Raw genomic sequence first — 22,423 nt, 5'->3', positions numbered from 1 at the left:
CCCGAGGTGGGGTGGATCTTGGTGGGGGAGGACCTAGGGCAGGGGGTGGGAGATGTCGCGGGCGTGGTCGGCCACCGCCGCGCCGACCACCGTCGCGGTCAGCGGCAGCACCTCCAGGCAGCGGCGTACCGCCGCGCCCATCAGCGGGTTCGGCACCCGCATGGACAGCGTGCAGTGCGGCACCCAGCGGCCCGGCCGGTAGTGCTCGACCACCTCGACGCCGGCCCGCGCCAGCCGTTCGTGCACCGCGGCGTGGTGCGCCAGCAGCTCGGGCGTCGGCGCCGGCCCGAGCCAGAGCACCCGCCCGAGGAACTGGCCGGCGTGCTGGAACTCCAGCCGCAGCGGCGCGGCCACCACGGTTCCGGCGAGCGCCTCGGCGACGCGCTGCGGGTCCAGGCGGGGCGCGACAGCCAGCGAGAGGTGCGGGCGGTGCCGCTGCGCCAGCAGGGAACGCATGCTCGGCACCCCGTCGGACTCCAGCAGGTCCCACAGCACCCGGATCCGCCGGGTGGCGTCGGTGTCCAGATACAGCTCCAGCGCCGCGACCACGCGATCACCCTAGAGGCGGGGCCCGCGCCGAGGTTTGCCGGGCACGCTGGGCGGTACTGCCCGAGGGTACGCACGACAGGACAGGGGAGTGAGGCGCGCGTGGACGTGACGGACGTGCTGACCGAGGCGTACGGGCGGTTGCCGGATCTGGTCGCCGGGGCGCTCGACGGGCTCGACGCGGCCCAGCTGCGGCAGGCACCGGCCGACGGGGCGAACCCGGTCGGCTGGCTGGTCTGGCACCTGACGCGGATCCAGGACGACCATGTCGCCGACGTGATGGGGGAGCCGCAGCTCTGGGCCACCGGCGGCTGGGCGGGGCGGTGCGGCCTGCCGCCGGACCCCGCCGACACCGGCTTCGGGCACGGCCCGGAGCAGATCGCCGCGGTACGCCCCGAGAACGGCGGCGTGCTGCTGGACTACCACCGGGCGGTGGTGGACCGGAGCCTGGCGTACCTGCGCGGGCTGAGCGCGGCCGACCTGGACCGGGTGGTGGACGAGAACTGGGATCCGCCTGTGACGCTCGGGGTGCGGCTGGTGAGCGTGCTCGACGACGACTTCCAGCACGCCGGTCAGGCCGCGTACGTGCGAGGGCTCATCCTGCGCTGAGCGCCGCACCGGCCCGGCGCAGCGCGGCGTGCCCGAGCAGGTGACACGCCTGCGCCTCGGGTGAGGTGCCGGGGCGCTCGAAGTCCGGCGCCCCGCTGACGCCCGTCACCCGGCCGTACGCGTCGATCCGCCGGGCGGCGGCCGCGAGCAGGTCCGCGCCCGCCTCGAACCACGACCGGGCCAGCCACCCGTCGGCCACTCCGGTGAGGGCCGCGTACCCGAGCAGCTGGGCGGTGTTGGCCTCGCGGAACGCGTCCGGCTCGTCCAGCACGTCGGGGAAGAGGCCGTCTGCGCCCCGGTACGCGAGGCAGGCGGTCAGCACCTCCTCGACGTGCCCGGCCAGCCCGGCGCGGAGGTCACCCGGCCAGTCCGGCGCGAGCCGCAGCGCGCGGGCGATTCCGGCGACCACCCAGCCGTTGCCGGTGCCCCAGGGGCCGGGCCGGTCCGGTTCGCCCCGGTCCTCGTCCCAGCGGGCGGCGTACAGGCCGGTGCGCGCGTCGTACAGCCGTCGCCGGTGCCCCGCGACCTGGGCGGCGGCCGCCTCGGTCCGGCCGGTGAGCGCCAGCAGCGGCACCACCATGTAGATCGTGTCCGCCCACACCTGGCGGCCGTCGAGCAGGTGGAACAGCGTGCCGTCGGCGGCCCTCGGTGCCCGGCGGGTCAGCCAGTCGAGCTGGGCGTCCAGCGCCACGCCGTACCGCCGGTCGCCGGTGCGGCGCGCGGCGTGCCGGACCACCTCACCGCACGCGGCGCCGTTCACCGCGCCCACTGAGCCGGCCGGCTCCCCGAGCCGCCCGTCCGGCCGCTGCCGGGTCACCGCGGCGTCGGCGACCAGCACCGCGGCCTCGTCCAGGCCCAGATCGAGCAGCGCCTGACCGAGGATCCCCTGCTCCCAGGACTCACGCTGCATGGTCAGCAGCGCGAGCAGCACCCGGTCGGCGGTGGCGTCCCCGGTTGTCGGCATGGGCCCAGGGATACCCGCCGCTCCGCCGCGCCTCACCCGGACCGGGTGAGTTCGCCTCACCCGCGACGCGGGGACGCTGCGGGACGAGCGGCGCCGGCAGGCGGGCGCCCGCGACCACCGACGAGGAGGCCCGATGAGCGTCTCGGCCGTGGAACATCTGACCCGGGGGACCGCCGGCCGGCACCCGGAGCTGCCCGAGACCACCTCCGGCACCATCCGCCTGGATCTGCGCGTCGAGGGCTGCACCGAGCACTGGTACCTGACCATCGACCGGCAGGACGTCCGGGTGGACCGCCTGGCCGAGGAGGCGGACCTGGTGGTCGGCGCGAACCGGGAGGTGTTCGACCGGATCGCGGCGGGGCGCCTGCACCCGGCCGCCGCGCTGCTGCGCAACGACCTCGCCGCGCGCGGCGAGCTGAAGCTGCTGATGACGCTGCGCCGGATCTTCCCCGGCCCGCCGGACGCCCGGGATCCCCGCGACGTGGCCGGTGAGCGGGCGGCGGCCCGATGAGGGAGGAACTGGTCCACGTCCTCGCGGGCAACGCGTTCGCGTTGAGCGACGCGCAGGGCGACATGGAACGCGACCCGTGCGCCCCGATCGGCCTGTTCTCGTTCGACACCCGGTTCCTGTCCCACTGGGTGCTCACGATCGACGGCGAGCGGCTGCACGCGCTGTCCCGCGACGACCTGACCTACTTCGAGACCCGTTTCGTGCTGGTGCCGGGCGCGGCCAGCCACTACGTGGACGCCGACGTCTCGGTGATCCGGCACCGCTCGATCGACGAGGCATACCACGAGAGCCTCACGGTGCTGAACCACTCGGCCGAACCCGCCGAGTACACGGTGCGGATGGAGATGGCCGGCGACTTCGCCGACACCTCCGAGATCCTGCGTCCCGGCCCGCGTCACCCGACGGTCATCCCCGAACCGGAGCAGCAGCGGCTGCGGATCCGGTACGAGCGCGGGCGGTTCACCCGGGAGACGTGCGTCTCCAGCACCGTCCCGGGCGAGGTGGACGCGCGCGGGATGACCTTCCGGATCCGCGTCGAGCCGCAGGGCGAGTGGCACGTCGACCTGCACGTCGCCATGATCATCCGAGGCGCGGGCGGACGGGACCTGCGGGCCGACATCGAGTCCCACAGGCAGCACGTCCGCCAGGACATGCGGGACGGCCTCGAACGGTGGTTCGACCGGGCGCCGCAACTGGTCTCCGACCGGTCCGCGCTGACCGCCGTGTACCGGCAGGCCCTGACCGACCTGGCCGCCCTGCGGTACATGCCGCTGGCCTACACCGACCGGGTGCCGGTCGGCGGGATGCCCTGGGCGATGGCGCTGTACGGGCGGGACGCGCTGATCACCTGCCTCCAGACGCTGCCGTTCACGCCCGAGCTGACCCCGGGCACGCTGCACATGCTGGCGATGGTGCAGGGCGGCCGGCTCGACGACTACCACGAGGAGGAGCCCGGCAAGATCGTCGCTGAGTTGCGATACGGCGAGGCGGCCGCGTTCGAGGAGCAGCCCACCGCGATCTACTACGGGGCGGCCGACACCACGCCGCTGTTCGTGATCCTGCTCGACGAGTACGAGCGCTGGACCGGTGACACCGACCTGGTCAACGAGTTGCGGCACCCGGCCCGGATGGCGCTGGACTGGCTGACCCGGTACGGCGACCAGTGCGGCGACGGCTACCTGCGCTACCGGCCACGCAACACGGTGAACGGGGTGGCCAACCAGACCTGGCGGAACACACCTGCGGCGATCGTCGACCGGGACGGGGTGGAGCCGCCGTACCCGCGCGCCACGTGCGAGCTCCAGGGGTACGCGTACGACGCGCGGATCAGGGGCGCCCGCCTGGCCCGGGAGTTCTGGGACGACCCGGGCTACGCCGAGCGCCTGGAGGCCGACGCGGCGCGTCTGCGGGAGCGGTTCAACAATGACTTCTGGCTGCCGCAGCGGGGCTACTACGCGCTGGCGCTCACCCCGGACGGCGAGCCGGTCGACGCGCTCACCTCGCACCTGGGGCACCTGCTGTGGAGCGGCATCGTGGAGCCGGACCGGGCCGACGCGCTGGCCGGGCACCTGCGCGGGCCGGACCTGTTCTCCGGCTGGGGCGTGCGCACCTACGCGCAGGGGCAGATGCCGTACAACCCGGTCGGCCCGCACCTCGGCGCGGTCTGGCCCTGGGACAACGCGATCGTCGCGGCGGGCCTGCGGCGGTACGGCTTCGACGAGGAGGCGGCCGACATCGCCGCGGGCGTGTTCGCGATGGCGGAGACGCTCGGCGGCTCGGTCCCGGAGACGATCGCCGGCTACCCCCGCGCGCTGACCAAGTACCCGGTCCAGTTGCCGGAGGCCGGGCGACCGCAGTCGTGGGCCTCCGGTGGGCTGCTGATGCTGCTGGCGACGATGCTGGGGTTGCGTCCGTGCGGGGAGAACCTGCTGGTGAACCCGGCCGTCCCGAGCGGGTTCGGGCGGATCGAGCTGCTCGACGTGCCGGGCCGGTGGGGAAGAGCCGACTCGTACGGCCGGGAACGCGGCTCGGGCCGGCGGATGCGCGCCGGCCGCCCGGCCCACCGGGCCGCCTGACCGGGCCGCCTGACCGGCCGCCGCTCAGGCCGAGCCGGTGGTCTCCCGCTGGGCTGCCGTCGAGGCGCCCGGCTCGGCTGCCGTCGTCGGCTCCACCGGCCCGGCCGCGGGTGGCTTCTCCGCCGCATCGGCACGCCCGGCCCGGGCGAGCAGCCGGTCCACGCCCACGAACAGCAGGCCCAGCAGCCAGAACACCGCGGCGAACCCGACCGCGCTGACCGCCACCCCGTCGTAGCCCAGCTCGCCCGCGTCGATGAACGGGTACGGGTACCTCTCCACGATCAGGCCGCGTACCAGCGCGAACCCGAGGTATCCGAGCGGGAACACCAGCCACCAGGCGGCGTACCGGGGGCGCAGCCGGCCGCGCCTGTCGAACAGCGCCCAGTCGGCGACCGCCAGCAGCGGCACCACAGTGTGCAGGAACTGGTTGCCCCACCACTCGCCCGGTTGCCGGTCCGGCTGGGCCATCGCGAACGGGCTGGCCGGGTTGGCCAGCACCAGGTGATAGACCGTGCCGGTGATGGTGATGTAGAGGGTCACAGCCCCCTTGAGGACGCTCGGTGGCTCCGGCCGGTCGCGCAGCGCGCACCAGGCGGCGTACCCGGCGAGGACGCCGACCGCCACGTTGCTCTGGATGGTGAAGTACGGCAGCAGGCCGGTCACCGTGGCCGGGCCGAGCGCGGTGAGGACGATGCCGGCCAGCACGGCGAGCACCACTGCGAGGCGGAGGAGGATCGCCGGTAGGCGACGCCGGGGGGTCACGGGGGGCAAGTTACCAGCCGGTCGTCAGCCGGGACGCCGCCCGGGCGGGGTGCCGGACGGCCGGCCGACGTGCCCGGGCGGGAGGTCGTCCACGCCCGGCGGCCCGCCGGACGGGTGGACCGGGTGCGCGGACCTGCCGCCGCCTCGCCCGCCGGCCTTCCCCGGCGGATCGTCGCCCAGCAGCCCGGCGCAGTAGTCCGGCACGCGGTCGTGACCCCCGGCGGCGGCGACGAGGCCGCTGAAGGCGGGTGTGGCCAGGGCCCGTCCCCGCTCCGGCTCGGCGACGGCCCGGTACGCGACGCACAGGCCGGGCGGCGAGGACGGGTGTGGTGTCCGGGGCGCCGGTGAGCCGGCCGGCGGGCTGGGCCGGTCCGACGGCGCAGGGGGCGCGGTGACGACCGGCGGCGCTGCCGGACGTGCGGCGCGCGGCAGGTTCCCGGTCGCGGCGAGCGCGACGCCGCCGGTCAGGGACGCGGCCAGTGCGGCCACTGCCACCCGTACGCCGAACCGGGCACCGCGGCGACGGCGCATCCACCGGGCGGCCCGGAACGCCGCTACCGCTGCCGCCTCGCCGTCGAGCTCGCCCGTGCCGGGCGCGGCGCGGACCGCGTCCAGCACGGCGGCCAGTCCCGGCGGAGCGGTCGGCGTGTCGCCGGAGCGGCCGACGAGCAGCCGCTCGACGGTTTCCTGGTCCAGGCCGGATGCGTCCATCTCGTCACCCTCAGCGCCGCCACCCGGCCGGGCGTCACACTCCGGCGCGCCGAGGAGCCGGTGAGGTCGGTCACCCGGCGCCGGTCACGGCCCCGGGGCATCTCCGGTTGCCGATGTCCCGCACTCGCGGTGAACTGAATTACATGGGTGTCATCAAGGTGGGCACGTCCTCCTGGGCCGACCAGATGCTGGTCCGCTCCGGCTGGTATCCGCGCGGGGTCAACACCCCCGCCGGCCGGCTCGGCTGGTACGCCGAGCGGTTCGGGCTGGTCGAGGTGGACACGTCGTACTACGCCGTGCCGGCGCCGGAGACGACGGCGGGCTGGGCGGCCGCCACCCCGGACGGGTTCACCTTCGACGTCAAGGCGTTCCGGCTGTTCACCGGCCACCACACGCCGGTCGACGCGCTGCCCCGCGACCTGCGTCCGGCCGGCGGCCCGAGCCGGATCCGCTGGCGTGACCTGCCCGCCGGGGCGTACGACGAGGTGTGGGACCGGTTCCACGCGGCGCTGGCGCCGCTCGCGGCGGCCGACCGGCTCGGTGCCGTGCTGTTGCAGTTCCCGCCGTGGCTGGCCCGCGGCGAGGCGGCCCGGCGGCGGATCCTGGACGCCGCGCGGCGCTGCCGCCCCTGGCCGGTCACCGTCGAGCTGCGGCACTCGTCCTGGTTCGACGGGGACGCGATGGCCGACACCGTCACGTTCCTGCGTGAACACGACCTCGGGTACGCCTGTGTGGACATGCCGCAGGGGCACGTCTCCTCGGTGCCGCCGATCCTGGTCGCCACCACCGACCTGGCCGTGATCAGGTTCCACGGGCACAGCACCGCCTGGGAGAGCGGCGACAAGCAGGAGCGGTTCCGCTACGCCTACGGCGAGCGGGAGTTGCGGCACTGGTCGGTGCTGCTGCGCGAGTTGGCCGACCAGTGCGCCGAGCTGCACGTGCTGATGAACAACTGCTGTGGTGACCAGGCCCAGCGCGATGCCGCCCGCCTGGCCGGCCTGCTCGGCGTCGCGCCCGCCGCCGCGCGCGCATGACGTTTCCTCAGCCGTCGTCCGGGTACCGCCGGGTGCATGGACGACAGCGAAGGGGGACCGGTGGAGAAGCGGCGCGGCGAGGACGAGCGAGACCCGCGAGCGACCCGGGAGGCAGAGGAGGCGCACGGCGGCAGCATGGCGCCGGGCCTGGTCGACGACACCGGGCACCCGGTGGCCGAGTCACCGGTGCCGGACAACGAGCCGTCGGCGCCGGGCGGTCCGGGCGAGGACGGCACCGGCTCCTGACGGCCTAGGGACGCGTCTCCGGGCGCATCCCGGTCGCCTCCTCCAGCGCGTTGTCGCCGAGGTCGCCGTCCGCCCTGTCGTCCGGGAACGTCCGTCCCGACGGCGCCGGATCCGGCGGCGCGCCCGGCCCGGCCTCGGGCGTCCGAGTCGGCTCGACGGATCCGAACCCGTGCCGGCCCGCCTTCGGTCCGCCCGGCCCGGCGCCGGCCGCCCGGCGCTCGCCGAGCCGCCCCTCGGGTACGGCGGTCTCCTCGCTGCCCTCGTCCATCGGGTCGCTGTCACCGGCGCCCCACGGCGGGTCGGCGTCGAAGCCGTCGGTGGTGCCCCACGGCGCGGCCGACTCCGGTCCGCGCCCGTCACCCGTACCCGGCCGGTCCCTGCTGGTCATGGTCACCTCGCCTGGCTGCTGATGTCCGTGCCGCCCGTCGACGGACGGTCTGGTCCCGGGGCACCGCGCGGCCGGTGACCCACCCCGATGTGGGTCGCCGGCCGCGCGGTGGTCAACGGGCCGCCCCGACCAGATGACGTCCGGCCGCGCCCACGGCGGCCACCTTGCCGATGTTCTTCGGCGCGGACATCAGCCCGCCCGCGCGGTCGAGCATGCCCCGGAACACCTGGCCCGGTTTCTGCTGCTCGCCCATGTACGCCGACACCACGACGAGCGCGCCGGTCAGCGCCGGGACCGCCCACTGGAGCAGCTTCATCTGCCGCTGGCTGGCCGCGACGTTCGCCGGGGTGTGGTGGTTGGGTTCGGTGGTCCCCTCGACCGGCGGGCCGCCGGCCTTCTCCAGCCGCATGCCGACCAGCCGGCTGTAGCCGGTCACCGCCAGCGCGCCGACTGTCAGCGCGGTCTTCACCGCGCTCATCTTCCCCACGCCCGCCTGGCGGGCCATCCGCGGGCTCTCGGTGACCAGTTCACCGACCGCGCCGGCCAGGTGCGCGCCGATCGCCGCCGCGTTGACCGGTGTCCACCGCGCCCACCCGGCCGAGGCCACCGGCAGCCGCTCGGTCGTGTCGTTGATCCGTGCCGCCGCGCCGTTGACGCCGAGCGCCCCCATCAGGGAACCGCCGAACCAGGCCGCCAGGCCCAGGTCGTGCATCGAGCGCAGCGTGGTGTGCCGTTCTGACATCAGATCCCCCTCCGCCGTGTTCGGGCGGTGCGGCATACCCACGATCGGGCGACTCACGCCCGGCGTGGCGGGGAGGAGGGGGGGCTCAGCGGCGGGGGAGCGTGCCGGCGAACGCGGCGATCCGGTCGGCCAGGGGCGCCGACGCGCGTACCCAGGTGAAGTGGTCGAGCGGCGCGCCCGCCTCGGCGACCGTGTAGCGGTGCCGCGTCACCGGCGCCGCGGTCAGCTTCTCGCAGAGGTGGTCGAGCGTCTCGTGCGGCGTGTACTGGTCGTCGTCGACGCTCACCGCCAGCACAGGTGTGCGGATCCGCCGCACGGCGGCCTCCGTGTCCACCCCGTCCAGTGCGGGGAAGCGGCCGGTGCGGGCCGTGTGCGCCCAGTCCCGGATGACGCCGGCGGCCTGCCGGCCGCCGAAGCCCCAGCCCGGCCAGACGCCGAGCAGCCGGGCCGTGGCCGCGATCGCCTGGGTGTACGGCAGCACGCCCCACCCGCGCAGGCCCGGGTACCGCCGCCACCACGGCAGCCCCACCGCCACCAGGGCCAGCCCGTCCACCCGGTCGTCGTCGTGCAGCGCCTGGTGCAGCACCGCCACCTGACCGCCGAGGGAGTGCCCGAGCAGCAGCCGGGTACGGCCGTCCAGCCGGGGCTTGAGCGCGTCGAGCACGGCGCCGATGTCGGTGGCCATCTCCTGGTAGCCGTAGCGGCAGGCGCGCGACGGTGCGGGGGTGCTCTCGCCGGTGCCACGCAGGTCGGCCACGATCACCGCGAGCCCGGCGTCGCGCAGCGCGGCGGCGAACGGCCGGTAGTAGCGGGCGCGTACGCCCATGGCCGGCCAGATCAGCACCACCGGCGCGCCGGGCGGACCGGCCGGCTCCGGGTAGACCTGCACGCCGATGCGCGCGCCGTCGACGTCCACGAACTCCTGGGTGTAGTCCCCGCTCACCCGGATCAGGGTACGGCCCGAACCTACCGGTGGGTAGCAAGGGGTGGCCGGACCCGTTCGCCCCGCGCCCCTGCCCTCGGGTTCCGCCCCCACCCAGGAGATCGCCGACTTCTCCGCGGACCCGTCGCCTCCGCCGTGGAGGCTCCGGGCGCTGGACGGGCGCCCTCGTGCCGGAGAATCGGGTCTGCGGAGGTCCTGTCTCGCGGCGGGGCGTCAGCCCGGCAGCATCCCGGGACCGAACACCTCGTAGGCGATCCGCTCGGCCGGCACACCCCGGCGCAGCAGGTTGCCCCGGACCAGGTTCATGAACGCGATCGGACCGCACAGGTGCGCGGCCGCCCCGGCGGGCAGCGGGAGCCGGTCCGGGTCGATCAGCCCGGCGGACACCTCAGCCTTCAGGCCGGGCAGGTCGGCCCCGGCGGCGTCGAGATACCAGAGGTGGACGGCCAGGTTCGGCAGCCGCTGCTGGAGCACGGGGAGTTCCGCGCGCAGCGCGTGTGCCTCGGCGTCCCGGTCGGCGTGCGCCAGCGTCACCTGGCGTCCGGGGTTCCGGTCGGCCAGGTGGGCCAGCGCCGCCATCGCCGGGGTGAGCCCGATGCCGGCGCTGATCAGCAGCAGCGGCCCGTCGCCGCCGGTGGCGTCGACCTCGCCGAACGCGGGGCTCAGCCGTAGCGTGTCGCCGACCGCGACCCGGTCGTGCAGGTGGCCGGAAACCATGCCGTCGGGCGCGCCGCCCTCGCCGCGTACGCGCTTCACCGTGATCCGCCACGTGTCGGCGCCCGGGCGGCCGGAGAGGCTGTACTGGCGGATCTGCTGTCCCCGGCCGCCGTCCAGGTCGACGGCGACCGAGACGTACCGGCCGGGGGTGAAGCCGGGCGCGGCGCCGCCGCCGGCCGGCGCGAGGGTGAGCGAGACGACGTCGGCGCTCTCCCGGGCCCGGCCGGTCACCCGCCAGTCCTGCCACACCGGACCGCCCTCGGGCACGCCGGCGCCCGCGTACAGCCGCGCCTCGCGGGCGATCAACTCGCAGGCCAGCAGCCAGTAGACCTCGTCCCAGGCGGCGGCCACCTCCGGCGTGACCGCGTCGCCGAGCACCTCGCCGACCGCGGCGAGCAGGTGCCGGCCGACGATCGGGTACTGGGTGGCGGTGATGCCGAGCGAGGCGTGCTTGTGCGCGATCCGATCCAGGACCGGTCCCCACGGCATGCCGGTGTCGCCGGTCAGGTGCGCCGCGTACGCGACCACCGCCGAGGCGAGCGCGGCCTTCTGCGCTCCGGTGGCCTGGTTGCCCCGGTTGAACAGGTCCAGCAGGTCCGGGTGGGCGTCGAACATCCGCTGGTAGAAGCGGCCGGTGATGGCCTCGCCGTGCGCCTGCACGACGGGCAGGGTGGCGGTCACGACCGCAGCTGAGGATTCCGAGAGCACGACCGAATCTCCTTCCGGGGCTCGAACAGGTCGATCTCCACGAAACAGGAATCAACGATTCCTCTTTCAGGGCCGAAGGTCCCGGTGCCGGGGTGGCAAGGGTCACCGTGAATCTGCTGGTGTCCCGGACGGCGCCGAGTGGCTAGGGTCGGTGCGTGAGGCTGAACCGGTCGACCGACATGGCGTTGCGGATCGCCATGCTGACCGCCGCGTCCCCGGTCCGGGCCACAGTCGACGAACTCGCCACCCGGCTCGAACTGCCCCGCAGCCACGTCGCCAAGGTGGTGCAGCGGCTGCAACGCATCGGCGTCCTGGTGACCATCCGGGGCCGCTCCGGCGGCGTGGCCTTCGCCGAACACGCCGGGGACATCACCGTCGGGCGGGTGGTCCGCGCCTTCGAGGGCGACGGCGAGGTGGTCGACTGCGCGCAACCGGTCTGCCCGCTGGTCGCGGAGTGCCGGCTGCGCGGTGAGCTGCGCCGCGCGCAGGCCGCCTTCCTCGCCGTGCTCGACGGGGTACGCCTCGGCGACCTGATCGACGGATCCGCCGGCCCGCTCCTGCTCAGCCTCGGCGCGCCACCGGCAGGCCGCTGATGGCCGTCTCCCATCCGATCTTCTCCCGGCTCTTCGCCCGCGCCAGCGTCGCGATGGACCAGGCCGGGATGGCCGAGCACCGCGCCCGCCTCGTCGCCGGGCTGCGCGGCCGGGTGGTCGAGGTCGGCGCAGGCAACGGGCGCAACCTCGCGCACTACCCACCGGGGGTGACCGGCGTGGTCGCCGTCGAGCCGGAGCCACGCCTGCGTGCCCTGGCCCGCGCCGCCGCACCCGGAGCCCGGGTACCTGTGACAGTCGTCGCCGGTCTCGCCGAGGCGCTGCCGGTCGCCGGCGGCGCCGCCGACGCGGTGGTGCTGTCGCTCGTGCTCTGCTCGGTGCCGGACCAGGCGGTCGCGCTGGGCGAGGCACGCCGGGTGCTGCGGCCCGGCGGCGAACTGCGCTTCTACGAACACGTGGTGGCGCAGACGCCCGGCCTGCGCCGGGCCCAGCGCCTGGCCGACGCCACGCTCTGGCCGCTGTTCTGCGCCGGCTGCCACACCGCCCGGGACACGGTGGCCGCGATCCGGGCCGCCGGGTTCGAGGTGACCGCGCTGGACCGCTTCCGCTTCCCGCCGACCGGGCTGCCGGCCCCGGCCTCGCCGCACGTCCTCGGCACCGCGATCCGGGCCTGACGCCGGACCGGGCCGGTTTCTACCGGCCCGGTCCGGCGCGCTCAGCTCACACTCACCGTGCCGTCCGGGGCGCGGACGCAGGAGACGGTACGGGCGCCGGTCGCCGCCGCCCCGGCCAGGCACCGGCCGAGCACCTTGTGTCCGGCGGCGTTCGGGTGCCACGACTCCTGGCAGGTCTGGAAGTACGTGCCGCAGGCGTTGGCGATCCGCTGGATGTCGAGCTTGTCGTACCCGGAGAGGCTGGTGACGAACGTGCCGCTCGGGCCGTCCATCAGCCGGATCGGCGTGGCCAGGGCGTTGCCCGGGCTGCCGGTCGACTCGCAGAGCCGGGCGCCGTCGAACGCGCGCTGCACGTTCAGGTAGACCAGGTCGTCCTGCGGGAACTCGCCGGCGAGCGTGCCGCGTACCGAGCTGACGAGCGTGCCGAGCCCCTGCGAGAAGCGGTGGCCGGGCGCCAGGCTGGCCCGGTGGATCGGGCAGCCGGCCGCGTACCGCTCGGCGCCCAGCGCGCGGAACTTGTCCCGGGTGTCGTCGCGGCTGTCCTCGGTCCAGTAGGTCTGGTTCAGCTCGAACGGCAGCGGGTTGGTGTAGTCCTGGAACACCACCCGGTGCTGCCCGTCGGCGTCGATCTGGTCCAGCGTGGTGAGCAGTTGCCGCAGCGCCGTGGTGGTCTCCGCGGTGGCGGCGGCGAACTGCGCGGCCGTGCCCAGGTCGGCGTCGGTGCACGGCTTCTGCTCCACCGGCCCGCCCAGGTACGCCCAGAACTCCCACCAGCCGGTCCACGCGTCGGCGATGAACCGGTTGGCGCACTTCTCCGCCACGCTGCCGAAGGTGAACGAGCTGTTGTTCGAGCCGAGGCCGACGAGCACCAGATCGATGTCGTGGGTCCGCGCCACCGACCGGAGCTGGTCGAGCTGGGCGGCCACCTGCCGCCCCTTGGTCCGGGTGGCCGAGGCGCTGGCGATGTCGTACGGCTGGCCGCCCGAGCAGGCCAGGTTGAACCGCGCGGAGATGCCGGGCAGGTCGGCCTGGAACAGCGAGGCGTTCGGGGAGCGGTGGCAGAAGTAGGCGTTGGCGTTGGCGGCGGACCAGCCGGGGAAGCCCTGGGCCACCCCGTTGACGTCCACGACCGGCGCGTACGCCCCGGCGCCCTCACCGCTGATGAAGCTGTCTCCCAGCGCCACCGCGGCGGTGGGCAGTGCGGCGGCTGCGGGCCGGGCGGGCGCCGCGGCGGCGGGTAACGCCACCGTGGCGAGCGCCAACGCCGCCGCGAGCACGGAACGACGGAACACGGACATGCCCGACCTCCCAAGACATCGAAATGTGAAAGATTCTTCAGGGGGGCGATCAGATCACGCACGTGTGACGGACGTCAATGGTTCGACATCAGTGGCCTCGCATCGGGGAAGACATCCGGTGCCCGGGTCGTTGTGCCGCCTGGAGCCCCGGCCCGTCCCGCCGGCCGCCGTACGCGGCCGCGGCGCGGACCCGGCCGGCAGGCCGATCGCGCAACGCACCGCCCCGGTGCCGCCGACCTGTCGGGGCACCCGGCTAGGCTCGCTCCGGCGCGCCGCGCCCGGCGATCATCGTGGGGGGATCACACGGTGAACGGCACCACACCGCCGAGACCTGGGAGTACGACCAGTTGACCGCACAGCCTGAGACCCTCTACGGGGCCGACGACCTGACGCATCTGGAGGGCCTCGACGCCGTCCGCAAGCGCCCGGGCATGTACATCGGCTCGACCGACAGCCGTGGCGTGGGTCACCTCGTCAACGAGATCCTCGACAACTCGACCGACGAGGGTGTCGCCGGTCACGCCACCAAGGTCGACGTGATCCTGCACGCCGACGGCTCGGTCCAGGTCGACGACGACGGCCGGGGCATCCCCACCGACGTGCACGCCAAGTCCGGCATCTCCGGCGTCGAGCTGGTGCTGACCCGCCTGCACGCGGGCGGCAAGTTCGGCGGCTCCGGCTACAAGACCTCCGGCGGCCTGCACGGCGTCGGCGCGTCAGCGGTCAACGCGCTGTCCCGGCGCTTCGACGTCACCGTCCGGCGCGGCGGCAAGGTCCACGCCATGTCGTTCCGCCACGGCGTGCCGGGCGTCTTCGACGGCGACGGCCCGGACGCGCCGTTCACCCCCGGCCCCGGCCTCCAGATCGTCGGCGCGATGAAGCGCGGCCAGCGCACCGGCACCTCGATCCGCTGGTGGCACGACCCCCGCTACTTCGAGACCGGTGCCGCGCTCGACACCGAGGCGGTCCGGCTCAAGCTGCGCAACACCGCGTTCCTCGTCCCCGGCGTCGCCTACCGGCTGCGCGACGAGACCGGCGAGGAACCCGTCGAGGAGAGCTTCCACTTCCCCGACGGCCTCACCGACATGGTGGAGTTCCTCGCCCCGGCCGGCGACCGGCCGGTCTCCGGCACGCTGCTGGTCACCGGCGAGGGCACCTACCGGGAGAACGCCGCCGACGCCAACGGCGTCATGCAGTCCAACGTGCAGCGCCGCGCCGAGGTCGAGGTGGCGTTCCGCTGGGGCACCGGCTACGAGCGCACCGTCGAGTGCTTCACCAACACCATTCGCAACGCCCACGGCGGCACCCACCGCAAGGGCTTCGAGCGGGCGCTGGCCCGTACCCTCGCTGACGCCGCCCGCAACGCCCGCGGCCTGCTCAAGCCCAAGGAGGACGCGCCCACCCTGGACGACGTCCTGGAGGGCATGACCGCCGTGGTGCACGTGCGCATCCCCGAACCGCAGTTCACCTCGCAGACCAAGGACGAGCTGTCCACCGCCGGCATCACCAAGGTGCTCCAGGGTCTGGTCGAGGCGCACCTCAAGAGCTGGCTGGAGGACCGCCGGACCAAGGCCGAGGCCCGTACGGTGCTTCAGAAGATCGTCGACGCGGCCCGCGTCCGGCTCACCCAGAAGCAGCAGAAGGACGCCGCCCGCCGCAAGACCGCGCTGGAGGGCGCGGCCATGCCGGCCAAGCTCGTCGACTGCCGCGCCACCGGCGTGGAGCGCAGCGAGCTGTTCATCGTGGAGGGCGACAGCGCGCTCGGGACGAGCCGCATGGCCCGCTCCTCCGAATACCAGGCGCTGCTGCCGATCCGCGGCAAGATCCTCAACGTGCAGAAGGCCAACCTCCAGCAGGTGCTGGACAACGCCGAGTGCGCCGCGATCGTGCAGGTGCTCGGCGCCGGCTCCGGCCGCACGTTCGACCTGTCCGCCCTGCGGTACGGCCGGGTGCTCATCATGGCCGACGCGGACGTCGACGGCGCACACATCCGTACCCTGCTGATCACGCTGTTCGCCCGCTACATGCGGCCGCTGATCGAGGCCGGGCGGCTCTACGCGGCGATGCCGCCCCTGCACAAGATCACCACGAAGGGGCGGAACCCGCAGACCGTCTACACCTACACCCAGGCCGAGATGGAGGCGACGGTCCGCAAGCTGGAGAAGACCGGCAAGCAGATCGTCACGCCCATCCCGCGCTTCAAGGGCCTCGGTGAGATGGACGCCGACGAGCTGTGGGAGACAACCATGAACCCGGCCACCCGGGCGGTCCGCCGGATCACGCTCGACGACGTCGAGGCCGCCGAGCGGATCCTCGAACTGCTGATGGGGGAGAAGGTCGAGCCCCGCCGCAACTGGCTGATCGACTCCGCCGACCGGGTCGACCGCGACGCCATCGACGCCTGACCAACGGGTTCGTCTCGGAAGGAAACCGCACCATGGCACGCCGCAAGGACGACCGCGCGAAGGCGGACCTGGCCGCCTTCGACCAGGCCGGCGCCCGCGTCTTCGACAACCCGCTGGTCACCGAGGTCTCGGACTCCTACCTGGAGTACGCGTTCTCGGTCATCCACTCCCGCGCCCTGCCCGACGCGCGCGACGGGCTCAAGCCGGTGCACCGGCGCATCCTCTGGTCGATGCACGAGCAGGGCCACCGGCCGGACCGCGGCCACGTCAAGAGCGCCCGGATCGTCGGCGACGTGATGGGTAAATACCACCCGCACGGCGACACCGCGATCTACGACGCGATGGTGCGGCTGGCGCAGGACTTCTCCCTCAACGTCCCGCTCATCGACGGGCACGGCAACTTCGGCAGCCCGGACGACGGCCCGGCCGCGGCCCGCTACACCGAGGCCCGGATGTCCCGGGAGGCGATGCTGCTCACCGGCGAGCTGGGTGAGGACACAGTCGACGTCGAGCCGAACTACGACGGCTCGCTGACCCAGCCCACGGTGCTGCCGGCGGCGTTCCCGAACCTGCTGGTCAACGGCGCGTCCGGCATCGCGGTCGGCATGGCGACGAACATGATCCCGCACAACCTCGGCGAGGTGGTCCAGGCCGCCCGGTGGCTGATCAACCACCCGGACGCCACACTCGACAAGCTCATGGAGTTCGTGCCCGGCCCCGACCTGCCGACCGGCGGGCTGCTGCTCGGCCTGGACGAGGTGCGCCGCGCGTACGAGACCGGGCGCGGCGTGGTGCGCATGCGCGGCCGGGTGGAGATCGGCCCGCTGGAGGGCAGCCGCGGCCGGCAGGCCATCACCGTGACCGAACTGCCGTACGGCGTCGGCGCCGAGAAGGTCATCGCGGCCATCACCAACGAGGTGAACAAGACCAAGCGGCTGACCGGGATCGCCGACGTCAAGGACCTCACCGACCGGGAGAACGGCACCCGCCTGGTGGTGGAGTGCAAGGTCGGCGTCAACCCGCAGGCGCTGCTGGCCGACCTCTACCGGCTCACCCCGCTGGAGCAGTCCTTCGGCGTGAACAACCTGGTGCTCGTCGACGGCCAGCCGCGCACGCTCGGGCTCAAGGAACTGCTCGACGTGTTCCTGGCCCACCGCTACGAGGTGGTGACCCGGCGCAGCTCGTACCGCAAGCGCAAGCGGGAGGAGCGCCTGCACCTGGTCGACGGCCTGCTGATCGCCCTGCTCGACATCGACCGGGTGGTCAAGCTGATCCGTGCCAGCGAGGACGCCCAGGCCGCCAAGGACGGCCTGATGCAGCGGTTCAAGCTCTCCGAGATCCAGGCGACCTACATCCTGGACACTCCGCTGCGCCGGCTGACCAAGTACGACCGGCTGGAACTGGAGGCCGAGCAGGAGAAGCTGCGCGGCGAGATCGCCGAGCTGTCGAAGATCCTGGACGACGAGAAGGTGCTTCGGAAGGTGGTCTCCGACGAGCTGGCCGCCGTGGTCAAGCAGTTCGGCGCGCCGCGACGCACCACGCTCGTCGACGGCGACCTCAAGGAGGTGCTGGCCGCCTCGGTGCCCGCCGGTCCGCTGGAGGTCGCCGACGACCCGTGCCAGGTGATCCTCTCCGCCACCGGGCTGGTGGCGCGGACCGCGGCCGAGTCGGAGGAGGCCGCCGAGGCGCGCCGGCGCAGCGGCCGGGTCAAGCACGACGCGGTACGCGCGATCGTGCACTCCACCGCCCGCGGGCGGGTGCTGCTGGTGACCAGCGCCGGCCGCGCGTTCAAGATCGACGTGTTGCCGTTGCCGGTGCTGCCGGAGCAGTCCGGCACGGTGTCGCTGCGCGGCGGCATGTCGGCGGCGGAAGTGGTGCCGCTGGAGCCGGGCGAGACGGTGGTCGGGCTCGCGCCGCTGGGCCCGTCCGCGCAGGGGTCGCCCGGCCTGGCGCTCGGCACCCGGGCGGGCGTGGTGAAGGTGTGCGCCCCGGACTGGCCGGTCCGCTCCGACGAGTTCGAGGTGATCTCGCTGCGTGACGGCGACGAGGTCATCGGCGCGACCTGGCTGACCGACGGCGCCGAGACGCTGGCGTTCGTCTCGTCCGAGGCGTCGCTGCTGCGCTTCGCCGCATCCGTCGTACGCCCGCAGGGGCTCAAGGGCGGCGGCATGGCCGGCATCAACCTGCCGGCCGGCGCGCGGGCGGTCTTCTTCGGCGCGATCCGCACCGACGACTCGAAGCACGGTGAGCCGATGGTGGTCACCTCGACCGGAGCGACGGTGAAGGTGACGCCGTTCAAGGCGTACCCGGCGAAGGGAAGGGCGACCGGCGGCGTACGCGCGCAGCGGTTCCTCAAGGGCGAGCTGGAGCTGTCGGTGGCCTGGATCGGCCCGCGGCCGGTGGGCGCGACGGCCACCGGCGACCCGGTGGACCTGCCGCCTGCGGACCCGCGCCGAGACGGCTCCGGTTTCGCCGTGATGCTCGGCCCGACCGTGGTGGGCCACCACATCGACCGCGACTGACGAGTTGGGGCGGGCGGCCCGGCCCACCCGCCCCAACCGCTCAGTCGCCGCCGCTCGTCCCCTGCCTCCGCCCGCACCCGGCCCGGCGGCGTGGCCCTGGCCGCCCCAGCCCTCCGGCCACCCGACCCGTCCTCCCCGCTGCGCCCCTCCCGGCCCCACCCAACCCGGTTGATCAAGGAGTTAGCGGCCTTTTCACGCCCCGCGCCGACCATAAACTCCTTGATCACCGCAGCGGGCGCTCCTGCCGCACTGGGCGCCCTGGGCGGCTGGCGAGTTCCGGGCGTCTGGGCACTCGCCCCCACTCTGCACGGTCGATCATGAGGTTAGCGGGACAAAACGGACACCGAGTGCCGCTAACCTCATGATCGACGCGGTCGGGCCCTCCGGGTGACCTGATCGCCCCCCACCGCCTGTTGACCATGAAGTTGGCGGGCGTGAATCGGGCAAACTGTGCCGCTAACTTCATGATCAACGGGGCGAGGGTGGGGCGGCGGTGGGGCGGGTCAGAGTTCGGGTTCGGGGGACTGGCGGGACTCGGGGGTCGTGCCGCGCAGGCGGGCGATCAGGCGCATGCCGTGGTAGATGACCAGGGCGGCAGCAGTGCCCAGCGCGATGCCGTTGAACGACAGGTCGCCGGCCGTCAGCGTGTAGTTGGCGGCGCCGATGATCACCGCCACCGCGGCGGTGAACAGGTTGATCGGGTCGTGGAAGTCGACCCGGCTCTCGATCCAGATCCGGGCGCCCAGAATGGCGATCAGACCGTACAGCGCGGTGGTGGCGCCACCGAGCACCCCGGCCGGGACGGTGAGGATCAGCGCGCCGAACTTCGGGCAGAGCCCGAGCAGGATCGCCGTGCCGCCGGCGATCCAGTACGCGGCGGTGGAGTAGACACGGGTCGCCGCCATCACGCCGATGTTCTCCGCGTACGTGGTGGTGCCGGAACCGCCGCCGGACCCGGCCAGCACTGTGGCGACACCGTCGCCGAGCAGCGCCCGGCCCATGTCGCGGTCCAGGTTGCGGCCGGTCATCGCGGCTACCGCCTTGACGTGCCCGGCGTTCTCCGCGATCAGCACCAGGATCACCGGGATGACCAGCACGACGGCGCGCGCGTCGAAGCTCGGCGTGTGGAACTCGGGGAAACCGACCCAGGCCGCCTGGCGCAGGCTGCTGACCGCCTGCTGGTCGAGGTTGCCGGTGAGCGCGGCGAGCACCCAGCCGACCACCACGCCGACGAGGATCGACAGCCGCGCCACGAAGCCGCGGAACAGCACAGTGGTGAGCAGGATCGCGACGAGCGTGACCACGGCGATCAGCGGCTGCGCCTTCACGCCGGTGCCGGACCCGTCGCCGTCCCACGCGACCGGCGCGAGGTTGAGGCCGATCAGCATGACGATCGCGCCGGTGACCACAGGCGGCATCAGCGCGTCGATCCAGCGGGAGCCGGCCACCTGCACCACCACGCCGACGATCGCCAGCGCCACGCCCGCGACCACGATGCCGCCGAGGGCCGCGCCGATGCCGCCGTCGGTCTTCGCCGCCAGGACCGGCGCGATGAACGCGAACGACGACCCGAGGTACGAGGGCAGCCGGTTGCCGGTGATCAGCAGGAACAGCAGCGTGCCGAGCCCGGAGAACAGCAGCGTGGTGGCGGGCGGGAAGCCGGTGATCAGCGGGACGGTGAAGGTGGCGCCGAACATGGCGACCACGTGCTGCACGCCCACGCCGATGGTGCGCGGCCAGGAGAGCCGTTCGTCGGGTGCGACCACGTCGCCGGGGCGTACCTGGCGGCCGTCGCCGTGCAGGGTCCACGGGGACCAGCGGGAGGTGGGGGACTGGGTCATCGGTCGCCCTTCGCGTCATCGGGTGACGGGGGCGTGATCGACCCTGGGAGTTGTTTCTAGCACGTGCCCTGGCGGGACGTGGTCCCGCCCCGGCTCAGGCGACGCCGGTGGGACGGAACTGGACGCTGACCCGGGGGCCGACCGGCCGGGTGGTCTTCGGCACCGCGTGTTCCCAGGTGCGCTGGCAGGAGCCGCCCATGACCACGAGGTCGCCGTGGCCGAGCGGGAACCGCAGGCTGCCGCCGCCTCCGCCGCGCGGGCGCAGCAGCAGCGCGCGCGGGGAGCCGAACGAGACGATCGCCACCATGGTGTCGGTGTGCGCGGAGCGGCCCAGGGTGTCGCCGTGCCAGGCCACGCTGTCGCGGCCGTCGCGGTAGAGGCACATGCCGGCGGTGACGAACGGCTCGCCCAGTTCGGGCGCGTAGTGCCGGGTGAGCGCGTCCCGGGCCGCGGTGAGCACCGGGTGCGGCAGCGGCCGGCCGGCGGCGTACCAGCAGAGCAGCCGGGGCACGTCGACCTCGGTGTCGTACATGGTCCGGCGTTCGGCCCGCCAGGGCACGTCGTGGCGCAGCGTGTCGAGCACCTCGTCGGAGCCGCGCACCCAGCCGGGCAGGTGATCGACCCAGGCGCCCCGGCTCAGTTCGTGCCGGCGCAGCGCCCCGGCGAGCGGGCCCAGGGTCGGGCCCTGCTCGGCCAGGTCGAGCATCGAGGGCTGGTACGCGTCGGACACGCAGCCGATCGTACCCCGCTCTCGAACAGGCGTACGACGATCAGCGCCGCAGCATCCGGCGGACCTTGCCCGGGACGGCCTGCTTGATCCGCTCCCGGAGCTGCTGCGAGCGCAGCGCGTCGATGGTGGCGGTAAGCGTGGCGTTCTCGTCGCGCAGCCGTTCGATGCGGGTCAGCAGTTCGGCCGGCGTGGTGGCGGCGGCGGGCCGGACGGCCGGCGGGAACACCGTCTCGCCGACCTGCCGGTCGAAGCGCGCGGCGCTGTCGCCGTCGGCGAACGAGGTGCCGAGGTCGTGCTTGCGCAGGAACGCGGTGATGGTCTCGAAGCGGGCCTTGTGGCCGTCGTTGAGCGCTGTGTAGTCGGCCTCCGCGTAGAGGTCGGCGGCGTCGACGTCGGCCGGCACGTCCCGCATGATCCGGTGCGGGATGCCGAAGTAGCGGGCCAGTTCCAGGGTGCGCGAGTCGTGCGCGAACAGGTAGCCGGGCGTGCCCGCGACGAGCGCGGTGATGGTGCCGTGGATGCGGGTGCCGAACGCGAAGTCGTACCCGGACAGGTGCGACATCCAGGTCCACGGGTCGACGAACATGCGCACCTTGTCCTCGGCGAACAGCGGGTGCGAGGTGTGCAGCGGGATGTCGCTGCTCTGGCCCCGGTGCTCGGGCGCGTCGCCGTAGAGCAGGGTGCCGAGCGTGCGCAGGTCCTGCGGCACGTAGCAGAGGTTCGGGTAGCGCTCCTGGTGGTGGCGGACCACCGCGGCCATCGAGCGGACGTACGGGGAGATGGTCAGTGCGACCTTCGAGTCGGCGGTCAGCTCCGGGCGGCTCTTCTCCAGCTGGAACGTGTCGCCGTGCAGGAACATCGACGGGCAGCCGATCTGCTCCACGTCGGAGAAGCCCAGCGCGTTGAGGTAGCTCTCGGTCACCTCGCCGCGTACGCCGATGCTGTGCGACCGGTCCAGCACGGCCTTGCAGAACGCGCGGACCGGCTCGTCGATCGGCCGCAGGTACTCGCGGTCGCCGTCGACGTTCGTCTGCACGCCGACGCCGAGCACCACCACCGGGATCTTCAGCCGTTCGATCAGCCGGGTCAGCGGCGTCAGGCGGTGCACGAAGCTGCGCCGGAACGCGTTCGCCAGCGGTACGACGAACACGTCGTGGCGTTCGTTGATCTCGTCGGCGAGACGCGGGTCGGCCGGGGTGCGTGTCGGTGTGATCTCGGCCGAGGAGGTGGCGAGCAGCTTGTGCGCGGCGTGGCTGAAGACCAGGTTGCCGCTGTTGTCCCCGATCCAGTTGCCGGCGAACGTCTCCTCGGGCGTGAGGACGTCGAACGGGCCCTTGCGGGCGCGGAGCAGGATCCGCTGGTGCATCCGGTTCGCTCACCTTCCGTACGGCACGGCGTGCGGGCGGGAGCCGGGTGGGTGCCCGCGCGTGCAGAACGGAAATCCTA

The 22,423-nt window shown here is 73.8% G+C and carries 21 protein-coding genes; 9 read left to right on the top strand and 12 right to left on the bottom strand.

Annotation, left to right across the window (positions count from 1 at the left end; all coding sequences use genetic code 11):
- Positions 1-33 precede the first annotated feature (33 nt).
- A complete protein-coding gene (locus tag BFV98_RS09760; RefSeq protein ID WP_071095930.1) occupies positions 34-549 on the bottom strand; it encodes a 2'-5' RNA ligase family protein in 516 nt (171 codons plus the stop codon).
- A 99-nt stretch (positions 550-648) separates the two neighbouring features.
- Between BFV98_RS09760 and BFV98_RS09755 the strand changes: the two genes are divergently transcribed.
- On the top strand, positions 649-1,155 hold the full coding sequence (locus tag BFV98_RS09755; RefSeq protein WP_071095928.1) for a DinB family protein: 507 nt from the start codon (positions 649-651) through the stop codon (positions 1,153-1,155).
- Here the strand turns inward: BFV98_RS09755 and BFV98_RS09750 are convergent.
- The gene (locus tag BFV98_RS09750; RefSeq protein ID WP_071095926.1) at positions 1,142-2,119 is read right to left on the bottom strand and encodes a glycoside hydrolase family 88 protein; all 978 of its coding nucleotides are present in this window, start codon (positions 2,117-2,119) and stop codon (positions 1,142-1,144) included. The two genes, BFV98_RS09755 and BFV98_RS09750, sit on opposite strands and share 14 nt — an antisense overlap.
- Before the next feature lie 133 nt (positions 2,120-2,252).
- Between BFV98_RS09750 and BFV98_RS09745 the strand changes: the two genes are divergently transcribed.
- Both BFV98_RS09745 and BFV98_RS09740 read left to right on the top strand, forming a co-directional pair.
- Complete coding sequence (locus tag BFV98_RS09745) at positions 2,253-2,630, top strand: SCP2 sterol-binding domain-containing protein (protein WP_013285235.1); 378 nt, start codon at positions 2,253-2,255, stop codon at positions 2,628-2,630.
- Entirely contained in the window at positions 2,627-4,705 is a 2,079-nt protein-coding gene (locus BFV98_RS09740; protein ID WP_013285236.1) for a glycogen debranching N-terminal domain-containing protein, read from the top strand. The genes BFV98_RS09745 and BFV98_RS09740 overlap by 4 nt, the downstream gene beginning before the upstream one ends.
- A gap of 24 nt (positions 4,706-4,729) precedes the next feature.
- Here BFV98_RS09740 and BFV98_RS09735 read toward each other — a convergent pair whose 3' ends face one another.
- Both BFV98_RS09735 and BFV98_RS09730 read right to left on the bottom strand, forming a co-directional pair.
- Positions 4,730-5,467 carry a Pr6Pr family membrane protein gene (locus BFV98_RS09735; RefSeq protein ID WP_030274809.1) on the bottom strand — a complete coding sequence of 246 codons (738 nt, stop codon included), beginning with the start codon at positions 5,465-5,467 and terminating at the stop codon, positions 4,730-4,732.
- 24 nt (positions 5,468-5,491) lie between these two features.
- Positions 5,492-6,178, bottom strand: coding sequence for a hypothetical protein (locus tag BFV98_RS09730; protein WP_071095924.1), 687 nt, complete (start codon positions 6,176-6,178; stop codon positions 5,492-5,494).
- 143 nt (positions 6,179-6,321) lie between these two features.
- On the opposite strand from BFV98_RS09730, the gene BFV98_RS09725 reads away from it, so the two are divergent.
- Positions 6,322-7,212 (top strand): DUF72 domain-containing protein, encoded by an 891-nt coding sequence (locus tag BFV98_RS09725; protein WP_047893806.1) that lies wholly within the window; start codon positions 6,322-6,324, stop codon positions 7,210-7,212.
- 36 nt (positions 7,213-7,248) lie between these two features.
- Positions 7,249-7,458 (top strand): GTPase activator, encoded by a 210-nt coding sequence (locus BFV98_RS09720; RefSeq protein WP_071095922.1) that lies wholly within the window; start codon positions 7,249-7,251, stop codon positions 7,456-7,458.
- Between the two features lie 4 nt (positions 7,459-7,462).
- On the opposite strand, the gene BFV98_RS09715 is transcribed toward BFV98_RS09720, so the two are convergent.
- From BFV98_RS09715 to BFV98_RS09700, 4 genes are all read right to left on the bottom strand, one after another.
- On the bottom strand, positions 7,463-7,846 hold the full coding sequence (locus tag BFV98_RS09715) for a hypothetical protein (RefSeq protein WP_013285241.1): 384 nt from the start codon (positions 7,844-7,846) through the stop codon (positions 7,463-7,465).
- A gap of 112 nt (positions 7,847-7,958) precedes the next feature.
- Positions 7,959-8,588: a hypothetical protein gene (locus BFV98_RS09710; protein WP_013285242.1), complete on the bottom strand. Its 630-nt coding sequence runs from the start codon at positions 8,586-8,588 to the stop codon at positions 7,959-7,961.
- A gap of 85 nt (positions 8,589-8,673) precedes the next feature.
- Positions 8,674-9,531 carry an alpha/beta fold hydrolase gene (locus tag BFV98_RS09705; protein WP_071095920.1) on the bottom strand — a complete coding sequence of 286 codons (858 nt, stop codon included), beginning with the start codon at positions 9,529-9,531 and terminating at the stop codon, positions 8,674-8,676.
- Positions 9,532-9,744: 213 nt separating this feature from the next.
- On the bottom strand, positions 9,745-10,956 hold the full coding sequence (locus BFV98_RS09700; RefSeq protein ID WP_047893805.1) for a globin domain-containing protein: 1,212 nt from the start codon (positions 10,954-10,956) through the stop codon (positions 9,745-9,747).
- 155 nt (positions 10,957-11,111) lie between these two features.
- Between BFV98_RS09700 and BFV98_RS09695 the strand changes: the two genes are divergently transcribed.
- Both BFV98_RS09695 and BFV98_RS09690 read left to right on the top strand, forming a co-directional pair.
- Entirely contained in the window at positions 11,112-11,549 is a 438-nt protein-coding gene (locus BFV98_RS09695; protein WP_071095918.1) for an Rrf2 family transcriptional regulator, read from the top strand.
- Entirely contained in the window at positions 11,549-12,181 is a 633-nt protein-coding gene (locus BFV98_RS09690; RefSeq protein ID WP_071095916.1) for a class I SAM-dependent methyltransferase, read from the top strand. Before BFV98_RS09695 ends, BFV98_RS09690 begins: the two co-directional genes overlap by 1 nt.
- Positions 12,182-12,222: 41 nt before the next feature.
- Here the strand turns inward: BFV98_RS09690 and BFV98_RS09685 are convergent, their stop codons facing one another.
- Positions 12,223-13,479 (bottom strand): hypothetical protein, encoded by a 1,257-nt coding sequence (locus BFV98_RS09685; protein WP_013285247.1) that lies wholly within the window; start codon positions 13,477-13,479, stop codon positions 12,223-12,225.
- Positions 13,480-13,769: 290 nt separating this feature from the next.
- On the opposite strand from BFV98_RS09685, the gene BFV98_RS09680 reads away from it, so the two are divergent.
- Both BFV98_RS09680 and BFV98_RS09675 read left to right on the top strand, forming a co-directional pair.
- Positions 13,770-15,884: a type IIA DNA topoisomerase subunit B gene (locus tag BFV98_RS09680; protein ID WP_013285248.1), complete on the top strand. Its 2,115-nt coding sequence runs from the start codon at positions 13,770-13,772 to the stop codon at positions 15,882-15,884.
- Between the two features lie 32 nt (positions 15,885-15,916).
- A complete protein-coding gene (locus BFV98_RS09675) occupies positions 15,917-18,406 on the top strand; it encodes a DNA topoisomerase (ATP-hydrolyzing) subunit A (RefSeq protein ID WP_071095914.1) in 2,490 nt (829 codons plus the stop codon).
- 503 nt (positions 18,407-18,909) lie between these two features.
- Here BFV98_RS09675 and BFV98_RS09670 read toward each other — a convergent pair.
- The 3 genes from BFV98_RS09670 to BFV98_RS09660 form a co-directional block, all read right to left on the bottom strand.
- The gene (locus BFV98_RS09670) at positions 18,910-20,247 is read right to left on the bottom strand and encodes a uracil-xanthine permease family protein (RefSeq protein WP_013285250.1); all 1,338 of its coding nucleotides are present in this window, start codon (positions 20,245-20,247) and stop codon (positions 18,910-18,912) included.
- A 94-nt stretch (positions 20,248-20,341) separates the two neighbouring features.
- The gene (locus BFV98_RS09665; RefSeq protein ID WP_013285251.1) at positions 20,342-20,977 is read right to left on the bottom strand and encodes an alpha-ketoglutarate-dependent dioxygenase AlkB; all 636 of its coding nucleotides are present in this window, start codon (positions 20,975-20,977) and stop codon (positions 20,342-20,344) included.
- Between the two features lie 40 nt (positions 20,978-21,017).
- The gene (locus tag BFV98_RS09660) at positions 21,018-22,343 is read right to left on the bottom strand and encodes a polysaccharide pyruvyl transferase family protein (protein ID WP_071095912.1); all 1,326 of its coding nucleotides are present in this window, start codon (positions 22,341-22,343) and stop codon (positions 21,018-21,020) included.
- Positions 22,344-22,423: the final 80 nt, after the last annotated feature.

Origin of the sequence: Micromonospora sp. WMMB235 (genome assembly GCF_001855515.1) — a bacterium.
GTDB classification, from domain to species: Bacteria; Actinomycetota; Actinomycetes; order Mycobacteriales; family Micromonosporaceae; genus Micromonospora; species Micromonospora aurantiaca.
This window is presented reverse-complemented; position numbering and strand designations above follow the sequence as displayed.

Bases quoted from the DNA above. Each gene is read 5' to 3' on its own strand.
- BFV98_RS09750 (WP_071095926.1), bottom strand. From the start codon at position 2,119: ATGCCGACAACCGGGGACGCCACCGCCGACCGGGTGCTGCTCGCGCTG.
- BFV98_RS09745 (WP_013285235.1), top strand. From the start codon at position 2,253: ATGAGCGTCTCGGCCGTGGAACATCTGACCCGGGGGACCGCCGGCCGG.
- BFV98_RS09740 (WP_013285236.1), top strand. From the start codon at position 2,627: ATGAGGGAGGAACTGGTCCACGTCCTCGCGGGCAACGCGTTCGCGTTG.
- BFV98_RS09730 (WP_071095924.1), bottom strand. From the start codon at position 6,178: ATGGACGCATCCGGCCTGGACCAGGAAACCGTCGAGCGGCTGCTCGTC.
- BFV98_RS09725 (WP_047893806.1), top strand. From the start codon at position 6,322: ATGGGTGTCATCAAGGTGGGCACGTCCTCCTGGGCCGACCAGATGCTG.
- BFV98_RS09720 (WP_071095922.1), top strand. From the start codon at position 7,249: ATGGACGACAGCGAAGGGGGACCGGTGGAGAAGCGGCGCGGCGAGGAC.
- BFV98_RS09715 (WP_013285241.1), bottom strand. From the start codon at position 7,846: ATGACCAGCAGGGACCGGCCGGGTACGGGTGACGGGCGCGGACCGGAG.
- BFV98_RS09710 (WP_013285242.1), bottom strand. From the start codon at position 8,588: ATGTCAGAACGGCACACCACGCTGCGCTCGATGCACGACCTGGGCCTG.
- BFV98_RS09690 (WP_071095916.1), top strand. From the start codon at position 11,549: ATGGCCGTCTCCCATCCGATCTTCTCCCGGCTCTTCGCCCGCGCCAGC.
- BFV98_RS09685 (WP_013285247.1), bottom strand. From the start codon at position 13,479: ATGTCCGTGTTCCGTCGTTCCGTGCTCGCGGCGGCGTTGGCGCTCGCC.
- BFV98_RS09675 (WP_071095914.1), top strand. From the start codon at position 15,917: ATGGCACGCCGCAAGGACGACCGCGCGAAGGCGGACCTGGCCGCCTTC.
- BFV98_RS09670 (WP_013285250.1), bottom strand. From the start codon at position 20,247: ATGACCCAGTCCCCCACCTCCCGCTGGTCCCCGTGGACCCTGCACGGC.
- BFV98_RS09660 (WP_071095912.1), bottom strand. From the start codon at position 22,343: ATGCACCAGCGGATCCTGCTCCGCGCCCGCAAGGGCCCGTTCGACGTC.